A 12,466-nucleotide genomic window follows, 5' to 3' on the forward strand; every position below is an offset into this window, starting at 1 on the left:
CGAATGCGGTGTATCAGTCGCCAGATGCAGTGACTGGCACACCGCATTCGCGAGCAAGCCCGCTCCCACATTTTGATCTTCATTGTTCTTTGAAAGTTATGTGGGCCCCAACAAAAAATGCGCCCCTTGGGGCGCATTTTTTTGTTCGGTCAGCCATCGCCTATCAGGCAATCGCATCCCAAGCCCGATCACCGTGCTCGTCTTTGATCCGAGTCGGCAGGCCCATCACGTCCAGCGCCTTGAGGAACGGCTCAGCCGGCAGTTCCTCGACGTTGGCCATGCGTTGCACATCCCATTCACCACGGGCTACCAGCAGCGCAGCAGCGACCGGAGGCACGCCTGCGGTGTAGGAGATGCCCTGGCTGTCGGTCTCGGCGAAGGCTTCTTCGTGATCCGCCACGTTGTAGATGAACACCTCGTGCGGCTGGCCGTTCCTGGTGCCCTTGACCAGGTCGCCGATGCAGGTCTTGCCGGTGTAGCCAGGCGCCAGCGACGATGGGTCGGGCAGCACGGCCTTGACCAGTTTCAACGGCACGACTTCCAGGCCTTCGGCGGTGGTGACCGGCTTTTCGGAGAGCAGGCCGAGGTTTTTCAGCACGGTGAACACGTTGATGTAGTGTTCGCCGAAGCTCATCCAGAACCGCACGTTGGGCACGTCGAGGTTTTTCGACAGCGAGTGCACTTCATCGTGGCCGGTGAGATAGAGGTTCTGCGAGCCGACTACCGGCAGGTCGTCGGTGCGCTTGACTTCGAACATGGTGTTGCTGGTCCACTGGCTGTTCTGCCAGCTCCACACCTGTCCGGTGAATTCGCGGAAGTTGATTTCCGGATCGAAATTGGTGGCGAAGTATTTGCCATGGGAGCCGGCATTGACGTCGAGAATGTCGATCGAATCAATGCGGTCGAAATGCTGTTGCTGCGCCAGCGCGGCGTACGCGTTGACGACACCCGGGTCGAAGCCCACGCCAAGGATGGCGGTGATGTTCTTCTGTTTGCACTCTTCCAGGTGGTTCCATTCGTAGTTGCCGTACCACGGCGGGGTCTCGCAGACCTTGCCCGGCTCTTCGTGGATGGCGGTGTCGAGGTACGCGACGCCCGTGTCGATGCAGGCACGCAGGACCGACATGTTGAGGAACGCGGAACCCACGTTGATGACGATCTGCGATTGTGTCTCGCGGATCAGGGCCTTGGTCGCTTCCACGTCCAAAGCGTTCAGCGCGAAGGCCTGGATGTCGGCGGGTACCTTGAGGCTACCCTTGGCCTTGACGCTGTCGATGATGGCCTGGCATTTGGAGATGTTGCGCGACGCGATAGCAATACGACCGAGTTCGTCGTTGTGCTGCGCGCACTTGTGGGCCACCACCTTGGCGACACCTCCTGCACCAATGATAAGAACGTTCTTTTTCAATTGCTTTATCTCTCCTTTATCCGCCAGCTTACGAAAGGCTGGACAGGTAGTCGTCGTAACCAAATTCACGAACCACTTCGACTGTACCGTCGAGTTGTTTCACTACGATGGACGGCATTTTCAGGCCGTTGAACCAGTTTTTCTTGACCATGGTGTAGCCCGCGGTGTCGATGAACGACAGCCGATCGCCGATGGCCAGCGGACGATCAAATTGGTACTCGCCGAAGATGTCCCCGGCCAGGCAGGATTTGCCGCACACCATGTAGGTGTGTTCGCCCTCGCTCGGTGCCAGCTTGGCGTTGAGGCGATAGATCAGCAGGTCCAGCAGGTGCGCTTCGATGGAGCTGTCGACCACGGCCAGGTGTTTGCCGTTGTAGAGGGTGTCGAGCACGGTCACTTCCAGCGAGGCGCTGTTGGTGATCGCCGCTTCGCCGGGTTCCAGGTAGACCTGCACGCCGTACTTCTCGGAGAACGCCTTCAGGCGCGCGCAGAACGCGTCCAGCGCATAGCCTTCACCTGTGAAGTGGATGCCGCCGCCGAGGCTGACCCACTTGACCTTGTGCAACAGCGCGCCGAAGCGTTCTTCGATGGTGCCGAGCATTTTGTCGAACAGGCTGAAGTCGCCGTTCTCGCAGTTGTTGTGGAACATGAAGCCTGAGATCTGCTCGATCACGCCTTCGATCTTCTCCGGGTCCCATTCGCCCAGGCGGCTGAACGGGCGCGCCGGGTCGGCCAGCAGGTAGTCGGAGCTGCTCACCTGCGGGTTGACGCGCAGGCCACGGGTCTTGCCTTCACTGCGTTCGGCAAAACGCTGCAGCTGGCTGATAGAGTTGAAGATGATCTTGTCGCAGTTATCCAGCATCTCTTCGATTTCATCGTCGGCCCAGGCCACGCTGTAGGCGTGCGCCTCGCCTTCGAACTTCTGGCGACCGAGCTTGAGCTCATACAGCGACGACGAGGTGGTGCCGTCCATGTATTGCTGCATCAGGTCGAACACCGACCAGGTGGCAAAGCACTTGAGCGCCAGCAGGGCCTTGGCGCCGGACTGTTCGCGCACGTAAGCGATCTTCTGCATGTTGACCAGAAGCTTCTGTTTATCGATGAGGTAGTACGGCGTTTTGATCATTTTTGAGAGCCTGCGGCGGTGCCTGCCAAAAAAGGACACGCATTGTGCCCGCACTTGGATCAGATCGAAAGGTTAGTGGGCGGATTTTGCTGCGCCGCCTTTAATCTGGCCTGCGAATATGACAGCCCGTGAGGATGATGAACGGTCATGGTGATTGAGCCAGGCTGGGGCAACGAGAGGTGAGAATGGACGCATGGACAGTGCACTGGCTGGAGGCTTCGGGCCGCCTGGCCGAGTTTCGTCAGGCATTGACGGGAGAATTCGACATCGCCTGTCAGGTCATTTCCCGATACCAGCCTGCCCAGGACCTCCTGGCGATCGCACTCGACAAAGGATGGCTCCACACCCCCTGCAGGAGCCGGCAAGCTGGCTCCTGCAGGTCATCGGTGACATCAAACTGTCATCTGCCCACCATGTGACTGCCATATTCCCTCGCTACTGTCCTCGCCAATGAGATCGATCTCAAGCGAGTGACGATGACTGACCTGAAAGACGTTGCGCGGTTGGCCGGGGTGTCCCGTGCCACTGCCGCCCGCACCTTTGCTTCCCCCGACCAGGTGCGCCCGACCACCCGCGAGCAAGTGTTCGCCGCCGCCCGCGAGTTGGGCTTTCGCCCCAATCTGCTCGGCCGCCAGTTGCGGCTGCAAACCACCCAATTGATTGGCGTGGTGGTGCCCAACCTGCTCAACCCGGTGTTCGCCGAGCAGTTCCAGGCCATGGAGCGTGCGGCGCGGTTGCGCGGCTACAGCCTGGTGCTCGCCACCACGGACTACGACAGCGAGCGCGAAAGCAGCGTGGTCGAAGAGTTGTTGCGCCAGCGCGTCGACGGCCTGGTGCTGACGGTCACCGACGCCGAAAGCAACACCGTCCTCAGCAGCCTGAACAGCGAAAAAACCCCGTTCGTGCTCGCCTACCACCAACCCGGCAACCCCAACTACAGCGCCGTGTCGGTCGACAACCACGCGGGCATGGCCCTGGCTACCCGCTACTTGCTGGAAGCCGGTCACCGGCGCATCAGCATGGTCGCCGGGCCCGCGTTGCAGTCGGACCGGGCCCGGCTGCGTTATGCGGGCTACTGCGATGCGATGAGCGAATACGGGCTTGCAAGCCGGCCGGTGATCGAAATGCCGGCCCACACACAGGCCGAATTCGCCGCTATCGAAGCCTGCCTGCAAGGGCCCCAGGCGCCGACTGCGCTGGTGTGTTCCAACGATTTCCTGGCCATCAGCCTGATCGCCGAACTGCGCCGCAATGCCTGGCAGGTGCCGCAGCAACTGTCGGTCGTGGGCTTTGACGGCATCGCCCTCGGCACCCAGATGCACCCGACCCTGTGCAGCGTGGTGCAGCCCATCGCACTGCTCGCCAGCACGGTGATTGATCAACTGCTGGCGCAGATCGCCGGTAACGACCCGATATCCCACTGCCTGCCTTGCCATATCCGGCCGGGCGACAGCACTCAACCCCATGAGGAGAGCTTCGATGCGCGCATTGCGTAAAACCCTGGCAGCCGTGCTGCTCTGCGGTATGGCCGGCCTGGCCCAGGCCGCCGACACCGCAATTTGCTACAACTGCCCACCGGACTGGGCCGACTGGGGCACCCAACTCAAGGCCATCGCGGCCGACACCGGCGTGCAGGTGCCGCTGGACAACAAGAACTCCGGCCAGTCCCTGGCGCAACTGGTGGCCGAGAAGGCCGCCCCCGTGGCGGACGTGGTGTATTACGGCGTGACCTTCGGCCTGCAGGCGCAAAAGGCCGGCGTGGTCGACGGCTACAAACCCAAGGGCTGGGAGCAGATTCCCGCCGGCCTCAAGGACCCGGACGGCCACTGGTTCGCGATCCACTCCGGCACCTTGGGCATCATGGTCAACGTCGACGCGCTCGGTGGCTTGCCGGTGCCGCACAGCTGGGCCGACTTGCTCAAGCCTGAATACAAAGGCATGGTCGGCTACCTGGACCCGTCCAGCGCCTTCGTCGGTTACGTCTCTGCCGTGGCGATCAACCGCGCAATGGGCGGCGACCTGGACAACTTCGCCCCGGCCATCGACTACTTCCAGAAACTGGCGAAAAACGCGCCCATCGTACCCAAGCAAACCGCGTACGCGCGGGTGCTCTCCGGTGAGTTGCCGATCCTGGTGGACTACGACTTCAACGCCTACCGCGCGCGCTACAAAGACAACGCCAACGTGGCCTTCGTGATCCCCACGGAAGGCAGCATCAGCGTGCCCTACGTGATGAGCCTGGTGGCCAACGCGCCGCACCGCGCCAATGCGCAAAAGGTCCTCGACTTCGTGCTGTCCGACGCCGGCCAGGCACTGTGGGCCAAGGCTTATCTGCGCCCGGTGCGCCCGCTGAAAATGCCTGCCGACGTCGCCGCGCAATTCCTGCCCGACAGCGACTACGCCCGCGCCGGCGTGGTCGACTACGAAAAAATGGCCGCCGTGCAGGAAGCCTTCGCCGCCCGTTACCTGAACGAGGTCAAGTAAGTGGCAGCATCGGCAAAACATGCGGCCTGGGCGCTGGCCCCGGCCTGTGCGGTACTGCTCGCGTTCTGGCTGTTGCCGCTGGCGCACCTGATGCTGCTCGGCGCCGAGAGCCGCGACAGCCTCGGCAGCGGTTACTGGCAGGTACTCAGCAGTGCGCAATACCTGGGCAGCCTGGGGCAGACGCTGGTGCTGGCGGTCGTAGTGACACTGGTCGCGCTGTTGATCGGCGGCATCAGCGGGGTGTTCCTCGCGCGCCAGCAGTTCTTCGGGCGTTCGGCCCTGGTCGCGCTGCTGACCTTTCCCTTGGCGTTTCCAGGAGTGGTGGTGGGGTTCCTGGTGATCCTATTGGCGGGGCGCCAGGGCCTGCTGGCCTCCCTCGGCCTGCAACTGGCGGGTGAGCGCTGGATCTTTGCCTACTCGCTGGCCGGGCTGTTTGTCGGCTACCTGTACTTCTCGATTCCACGGGTGATCCTCACGGTGATGGCCGCGTGCGAAAGCCTCGACTGCAGCCTGGAAGAAGCCGCGCATTCGCTGGGGGCAGGGCACTGGCGCGTGGTCTGCGACGTGATCGTGCCCGGCCTGGCGCCGGCTTTGGCCTCGTGCGGGGCGATCTGCTTCGCCACCTCCATGGGCGCCTTCGGCACCGCGTTTACCTTGGGCACGCGCCTGAATGTGACCCCGGTGGCGATCTACAACGTGTTCACCAACTACGCCAACTTTGCCGTCGCCGCCGCGTTGTCGGTGGTGCTGGGTGCGCTGACCTGGGCGGTCTTGCTGCTCACGCGCCGGCTGGTGAAAAATGCGGGGACGGTCCTGTGAGGCGCTCATCGCTGTTTGTGATTCAACTGCTGTTCACCTTGCTGGTGTGCGCCTTCATGTTGGTGCCGGTGCTGATGTCATTGCTCGCCGGGCTCACGCGCAATTTCTTTGTGGGGCTGTCCAGTGGCTTGACCTTCGACTGGTTGATCCAGGTGTGGCAGGCCTATTCGCCGACGGTGTGGCTGTCGTTGCAACTGGCGCTGGCGTGCGCGGTGTGCGTCTGCGTGATCGGCGTGCCGGCGGCCTATGCCCTGGTGCGCATGAACAACCGCTTCAGCCGCGCCTTCGAAGAGTTGATGGTGCTGCCGGTGGCGATGCCGGGGTTGGCCAGTGCGCTGGCCTTGCTGCTGACCTACGGCCAGTTCGGCATGTTCCGCAGCAGCTGGTTGTTCATCCTGGTCGGGCATGTGCTGTTCACCTTGCCGTTCCTGGTGCGCCCGGTGATGGCGGTGATGCAGCGCCAGCACTTGCCGGTGCTGGAAGAGGCGGCGGCGAGCTTGGGCGCCGGGCCGATCAAGCGTTTTTTCAGCGTGGTGGTGCCCAACTGCCGCGCGGGAATCCTCGCCGGTGTGCTGATGGTGGTGACCTTGTCCCTGGGTGAATTCAACCTGACCTGGATGCTCCACACACCGATGACCAAGACCCTGCCGGTGGGCCTGGCCGACAGCTACGCCTCGGCGCGCCTGGAAATCGCCAGCGCCTACACCCTTATCTTTTTGCTGATGATCGTGCCGCTGTTGATTGCGCTGCAGGCCATCAGCGCGCGTTTGTCCCGTGGAGAGCGTCGATGACTGCTATCACTATTCGCCTGCAAGGCTGTCGCAAGGCGTTCGCCGACGGCACCGTGGCCGTGCATGACTTGAACCTGACCGTCGAAGGCGGCGAAACCCTGGCGATTCTCGGCCCGTCCGGTTGCGGCAAGACCACCACGTTGCGCCTGATCGCCGGCCTCGAACGTCCGGATGTCGGCCAGGTGTTGTTCGGCGATCAGGACGTGACCCGCCTGCCCATCGAGCGCCGCGACGTGGGCATGGTCTTCCAGAATTACGCGCTGTTCCCCAACCTGGATGTGGCCGGCAACATCGTCTACGGCTTGAAGATTCGCGGCGTGTCGGCGTCCGAACGCAACAAGCGCTGCGACGAGTTGCTGGAATTGGTGGGCTTGCAGCACCACGGCAAGCGCAGCATTCACGAGTTGTCCGGCGGCCAGCGCCAGCGCGTGGCCCTGGCCCGTGCATTGGCACCGCGCCCGAAAGTGCTGTTGCTCGATGAGCCGCTGGCGGCCCTTGATGCGCAATTGCGTGAGCGCCTGCGCAGCGAGTTGGATCAACTGCTGCGGGGCCTGGGGATCACCTCGGTGTTCGTCACCCACGACCAGGGTGAAGCCATGGCGCTGGGTGATCGCATCCTGGTGATGGAACACGGCCGCGTGGCGCAGTTGGGCAGCCCGCGGGATATCTACCAGAAACCGGCCAACGCGTTCGTCGCCGGATTCGTCGGCAACCTGAATGCGTTCTCGGTGCTCGAAGCCTCGCCACTGGGCCTGAAAGTCTGCGGCGGCGAACTGCCGTGGCAGGCGGCCAACCTGCCCGGCACGGTGTACTGCCGCCCTGAACACCTGCGCGTGATGGACGGCGAGGGGCACCTGCACGGTCATCTGCTGGCGCAGTTTTTCCAGGGCGCGCAAAGCCGCCTGCTGGTGGATGTGGGCGGTCCGCAACCGTTGCTCGTCGACAGCAGCGACAACCAGCTCTACGCCGTGGGCGCGCCGATTGCCCTGGCGATCACGCCGCACATGTTGTTCACCTTGAACGCCTGAGAACTTATGTCCAATCGTGCCTTTGTTGTTGCGCAGATCAGCGATCTGCACCTTAAAGCCGGCCAGCGCCTCACCTATGGCGTGGTCGATACCCTCGGTGCGCTGCGCCGCGCCGTCGATCATCTGAACGCCAGCCACCCACGGCCCGATATCGTGGTAGTCAGCGGTGACCTGGTGGACTTCGGCCGCGCCGATGAATACGCGGTGCTGCACCCTGAACTGGCGCGCCTGCACATGCCGGTCTACCTGGTGCCGGGCAACCATGATGCGCGCGGGCCGATGCTCGATGCGTTCCGTGATCACGCCTATTTGCCGGCCTCGGCCGAGGGGCCGCTGGACTGGGTGGTAGACGCGCATCCACTGCGCCTGATCGGCCTCGACTCGACCATTCCGGGCGGCCACGGCGGGCAGTTGCTGGACAGCCAATTGCAGTGGCTCGACGAGCAGCTGACACTGCGCCCCGACGCGCCCACGCTGCTGATCCTGCATCACCCGCCGTTTATCAGCGGCATCGGGCATATGGACCGTGAGCCCTTCATCAATGCGGCGGCTTTGGAAGCAGTCGTGGCCCGCCATCCGCAAGTGGAGCGCCTATTGTGTGGGCACCTGCACCGGCCGATGCAGCGGCGTTTCGGCGGCAGCATGAGTTGCGTGTGTCCCGGCACTTCGCACCAGATCGTGCTGGACTTGCAAGATACCGCGCCGGCGCATTTCAACCTGGAGCCGGCGGGGTACTTGCTGCATCGCTGGGATGCGCAACAGGGGTTGATCAGCCACAACGGCGTGTTCGGGGAGTACCCGGGGCCGTACCCGTTTTATGACGCGAATGGGTTGATTGATTGAAGCATCGGGCTTTCCATGGCGGGGATGGGGGCAGCTGCGCATCCCAGCGGTAGCAGGCTCCCTCGCCACGGTCCAGGACGGGGCTCAGGCCACGCGGTTTCTGCCTGAACCCTTGGCCTCGTACAAGCGCATGTCCGCACGTTTGAGCAGCGCCAGGGAGTCGCGGTCCGAGGGTTCGGCCACACCGACGCCGATGCTCACCGTCACATGGCCGACTGTCGGGAACACGGCGGCTTCCACGGCCGCGCGGATTTTTTCGGCGACCACTTCGGGGCTGTCCGGCTCCTCCACTTCGGGCAGCAGCACGGCGAACTCCTCACCGCCGTAGCGCGCGACGAAGTCGGTGGCGCGGGTGGTGTTTTCGATCAGCGCCGCGAGCTGGCACAGCACGTCATCACCGATGGCGTGGCCGTAGGTGTCGTTGACGCGCTTGAAGTAGTCGGCGTCGATCAGCAGCAGCGCGAAGGTGCGCCCTGTGCGCTGGAACAGCAGGCTGTTCTCGGCCAGTTTTTCATCGAAGCGACGCCGGTTGAACACGCCGGTCAGGGCGTCGTGGGTCGCCAGTTTGAGCAGGTCGGCGTTGGCCTGGGTGAGGTCGGCGGTGCGTTGGGCCACGGTGGCTTCCAGGGAGGCGTTGGCTTCTTGCAGTTCGCGTTCCTTGGAGAGCAATGATTGCGTCATGCTGGTGAGGGAGCGACCCAATTGGGCGATTTCCAGCACGGGGTGGTCCTGAGGGAAGACCGCGCCGGGCTGGTGGTTCTGCACCTGTTTGGCCGATTTGGCCAGGCGCTCGATCGGGCGGCTGAGGGAGGAGGCCAGGAAGTAGGCGGCGAGCACAAACACGACCGCAGCCAGCAAGCCCAGCACCAGCAATTTGTAGAGCAGGGTGCGCGCCGGTTCCAGTGCTACATCCAGCGGTTGGCGCACCATGATGTACCAGGTCATTTTCGCGTTGGACGGGCTCGGCACGGCGATGGAGGCGGTGACGTAGCCATTGCCGGTCGACCAGCCGGACGCACTGCGCAACTGGTCTGGCGGCATTTGCTCGCCGGCCAGCAACTCCGGGTAGAGCACCTTGCCATCGAAGTCGACGATCAGCGCCTCGATCTGGGGGATCGCATCTTTTTGCATCACGGCCGAATCGACGATCTGCGTGACCCAGCGCCAGTGCGCATGAGCGCCCAGCACGCCGATGGTTTCGCCATGTGCGTTGCGAATCGGCGCGGCAAAGTCGATGAAGCGCAACGGCTCGCCACTCGGCGAACCCGGCAACAGCTTGGCCAGCAGCACCGCCTCGTGAGGATCACCGGTGTACTCACCGCGCAGGCCGGCCTGGAACCAAGGGCGCTGCTGCACCGACTGATTGACCAGCAACCCGTTGACTGCCTGGCGCACTTGACCGTTGGCGTCGGCCACGCCCATCCACGCGTATTCGGCGCGCGACTGGGTGCGCAGCTCCATCAAGGTCAGGATGTCCGGCGCGTCCAGGTCGCCCTTGCGCATGATTGGCGCCTTGCTCAGCAGCGAAACTTCCAACTGGCGTTCACGCAATTGCACCGCCAGCAGCGCCGCCGTCGAGCGGGCCGTGCTCAACAGGGCGTTGCCGCTGGCCTGTTTCATCTGTTCGGTGGCGATATGGCCGACATAGACCCCCACGCTCAATAACGTGAGTAACGACAAACCGGCAAACCACAGGGTCAGGTGACTACGCAGACTGGCTTTGATCATGGGGGGCTTTCGTCGACTGGGCGTTATTACAGGGTAGGCTTAATACCACAGAGCGTGCCAGCACTTGGGACCACAAACGTTCAAGAAGCACGCCAGGGCGGCTCAGTAGACTCGCCTCACTTCTTCTATTGCGGGTTCCCCATGGATATTTTCCTCTACGCCTTCAGCGTCATGTACAGCCCAGGTCCGGTGAATTTCATGGGCCTGAATGCCGGGCTCACCGGCCAGTTCCGGCGCTCTACCGGGTTTTTCATCGGCGTTGGTTGCGCGATGCTGTTGTTGTTCGTGCTGTTTGGCTACACCGGCGAAGCGCTCATCTCCCCGGCGGTGCTGCCGTACATCTCGTTGATTGGCGGGGTGTACACGTTGTACCTCGCCTATCAGGTGTTCAACGCGCGCACCGAAGTTGAAGAGTCTGCAAGCCCTGCGACCAGGACCCTCACGTTCTGGAATGGCCTGGTGATCCAGTTGCTCAACCCGAAGGGCATCATGGCAGTGTTGCCGATCACCAGTGTGATGTTGCCGGCGGCGCACATTACCGGGGCATCCATCGCCGGGGTCTCGGCATTGCTGGCATTCGGGGCGTTTGGTGCGCCGTGGGTGTATGCGCTGCTGGGTGCGGTGCTGGGGCGGCGCATCAATGGGGCGTCGGCCTTCACGCTGTTCAACCGGAGCATGGGCGTGGCGCTGGCGGTGTGCGCGTATTTCATGTTTCACGCGTTCTATGTGCATTTGGTTTCAACGTGAGAATACATCTGGTACTGAGCCACCGCCTTCGCAGGCAAGCCAGCTTGTGTCTTGCGCTGGGTTTAAACTGAGGATGAGAGCGGTGGATGGCAAGCCGACCGACAGCGGTGCTTAAAGCACGTGTGGGAGCCTATGCTGCCATCCACCTCTCCACTCTGGTTATTGAGCCCGAACAGTTGAACGAGCCGACCTCGAACAGTACAAGCGTGGGCCCAGCCAGAGCGCTCTCACCATTGAGTGTAAGAGGGTTTGGCCATGTTTGCAGGCATCGATGTTTCTAAAGACGATCTTGAAGCTCAGCTGGATTCCAAAGAAGCCGGTATAAATTGCCCCAATACAGCGACTGGCTTCCCCCTTTTGATCGATTGGCTGAAGAGTCACCAGGTTCGTTGCGTGCTCCTGGAGGCGACAGGCGGCTACGAGCGACAGGTCATGAAAGCACTTCAAACCGATGGCTTCGAAGTTATACGGGTCAACCCCAGTCGAGCCAGGAGCTTTGCCAAAGCGATGGGGCAGCAAGCGAAAACCGACCCAATAGATGCACGACTTCTCGCTCAGTTCGCAGCCGCTATCAAGCCCCCCAAAACCCAGCCTACAAGCCCTGATCAAGACGATTTACGCGCCTTGGTTCATCAGCGCGAGAACTTTGTTCAGCAGCGAAGTGACGACGAACGACGTCTCAAAACAGCCGGTTCGGATGCCGTCAAACCTTTGCTGAAAGGTCATATCGATTACCTGAACAAAGTCATCGTGTTGCTCGATGCACAGATTCGCCAGAGTGCTGAAAGCCTTGATCGAAAAAGGGTTTTACGGCTGTGCTCGGTGAAAGGGATAGGACTTATTACCGCCGCCAGCTTGATGGCCTATCTGCCTGAACTGGGCAAAGTTGGGCGCCATGAAATCGCAGCACTGGCAGGCCTTGCTCCGTATAACAACGACAGCGGCAAGCAGAAAGGTAAACGCTACATCAGCGGAGGAAGGTTCTCGGTCCGACGCTCGTTGTACATGGCATGCTGGTCGGTTATTCGCTTTCAGCCTGAATTCAATGCCCGATATAAGGCTCTGTTAGATAAAGGGAAGTGCGCAAAAGTAGCGCTTATCGCCTGCATGCGGGTGTTGTTGATACGCCTGAACGCAATGATCCGAGACGATTCAGAGTGGAGAGATCGCGTAGCGTAATCAGCTACGCAATCAGCACTGGAGTAGTACACGGCCATCGGCTGTGGGAGTTTTTGTGGCTGACTTGATGGTGTTTTTTTTAAAGGTATCAAGACAGTTGCTCCCACATTAGGCTGTGTTGAGTCAGAGGTATTTGAGTCCTGCCAGGTTTGGGGGCTTGGCTTGTGTGCGTCAACTGCATACCTGACTGACTGGGCGCGATCAAAATGTGGGAGCTGGCTTGCCTGCGAAAGCGGCGTGTCAGTGGATGCATCTGGTGCTGACCCACCGCCTTCGCAGGCAAGCCAGCTCCCACATTAGTCCGTGTTGGGTC

General features: G+C 61.9%; 11 protein-coding genes. 8 read left to right on the plus strand and 3 right to left on the minus strand.

Translation table 11 applies throughout. The features are described 5' to 3' along the window. Positions 1-163: 163 nt before the first annotated feature. Both QMX97_RS29225 and QMX97_RS29230 read right to left on the minus strand, forming a co-directional pair. On the minus strand, positions 164-1,408 hold the full coding sequence (locus QMX97_RS29225; RefSeq protein WP_065907580.1) for a saccharopine dehydrogenase family protein: 1,245 nt from the start codon (positions 1,406-1,408) through the stop codon (positions 164-166). A 28-nt stretch (positions 1,409-1,436) separates the two neighbouring features. Continuing rightward, complete coding sequence (locus tag QMX97_RS29230) at positions 1,437-2,534, minus strand: carboxynorspermidine decarboxylase (protein WP_106803504.1); 1,098 nt, start codon at positions 2,532-2,534, stop codon at positions 1,437-1,439. A 476-nt stretch (positions 2,535-3,010) separates the two neighbouring features. On the opposite strand from QMX97_RS29230, the gene QMX97_RS29235 reads away from it, so the two are divergent. Genes QMX97_RS29235 through QMX97_RS29260 form a run of 6 tightly spaced genes read left to right on the plus strand, consistent with a single transcriptional unit; the run spans position 3,011 to position 8,499 of the window. Next, entirely contained in the window at positions 3,011-4,030 is a 1,020-nt protein-coding gene (locus tag QMX97_RS29235; RefSeq protein WP_282398054.1) for a LacI family DNA-binding transcriptional regulator, read from the plus strand. Beyond that, positions 4,014-5,018: an ABC transporter substrate-binding protein gene (locus tag QMX97_RS29240; protein ID WP_201145081.1), complete on the plus strand. Its 1,005-nt coding sequence runs from the start codon at positions 4,014-4,016 to the stop codon at positions 5,016-5,018. The genes QMX97_RS29235 and QMX97_RS29240 overlap by 17 nt, the downstream gene beginning before the upstream one ends. Then, on the plus strand, positions 5,019-5,837 hold the full coding sequence (locus QMX97_RS29245; RefSeq protein ID WP_282398055.1) for an ABC transporter permease: 819 nt from the start codon (positions 5,019-5,021) through the stop codon (positions 5,835-5,837). It abuts the gene before it with no gap. Then, positions 5,834-6,628, plus strand: a complete 795-nt coding sequence (locus QMX97_RS29250) for an ABC transporter permease subunit (protein WP_282398056.1) — start codon at positions 5,834-5,836, stop codon at positions 6,626-6,628. The genes QMX97_RS29245 and QMX97_RS29250 overlap by 4 nt, the downstream gene beginning before the upstream one ends. After that, entirely contained in the window at positions 6,625-7,656 is a 1,032-nt protein-coding gene (locus tag QMX97_RS29255) for an ABC transporter ATP-binding protein (protein ID WP_065907590.1), read from the plus strand. Before QMX97_RS29250 ends, QMX97_RS29255 begins: the two co-directional genes overlap by 4 nt. 6 nt (positions 7,657-7,662) lie before the next feature. Beyond that, positions 7,663-8,499 (plus strand): phosphodiesterase, encoded by an 837-nt coding sequence (locus tag QMX97_RS29260; protein ID WP_282398057.1) that lies wholly within the window; start codon positions 7,663-7,665, stop codon positions 8,497-8,499. Between the two features lie 84 nt (positions 8,500-8,583). Here the strand turns inward: QMX97_RS29260 and QMX97_RS29265 are convergent, their stop codons facing one another. After that, positions 8,584-10,227 (minus strand): diguanylate cyclase, encoded by a 1,644-nt coding sequence (locus QMX97_RS29265; protein ID WP_282398058.1) that lies wholly within the window; start codon positions 10,225-10,227, stop codon positions 8,584-8,586. A 141-nt stretch (positions 10,228-10,368) separates the two neighbouring features. Here QMX97_RS29265 and QMX97_RS29270 point away from each other — a divergent pair, with 141 nt between their 5' ends. After that, positions 10,369-10,974: a LysE family transporter gene (locus QMX97_RS29270; protein WP_282398059.1), complete on the plus strand. Its 606-nt coding sequence runs from the start codon at positions 10,369-10,371 to the stop codon at positions 10,972-10,974. A 255-nt stretch (positions 10,975-11,229) separates the two neighbouring features. Further along, the gene (locus QMX97_RS29275) at positions 11,230-12,153 is read left to right on the plus strand and encodes a transposase (RefSeq protein WP_348775371.1); all 924 of its coding nucleotides are present in this window, start codon (positions 11,230-11,232) and stop codon (positions 12,151-12,153) included. The last annotated feature ends 313 nt before the right edge of the window (positions 12,154-12,466 follow it).

Origin of the sequence: Pseudomonas sp. PS01298 (assembly GCF_029959745.1) — a bacterium.
Classification (GTDB): Bacteria; Pseudomonadota; Gammaproteobacteria; order Pseudomonadales; family Pseudomonadaceae; genus Aquipseudomonas; species Aquipseudomonas aylmerensis.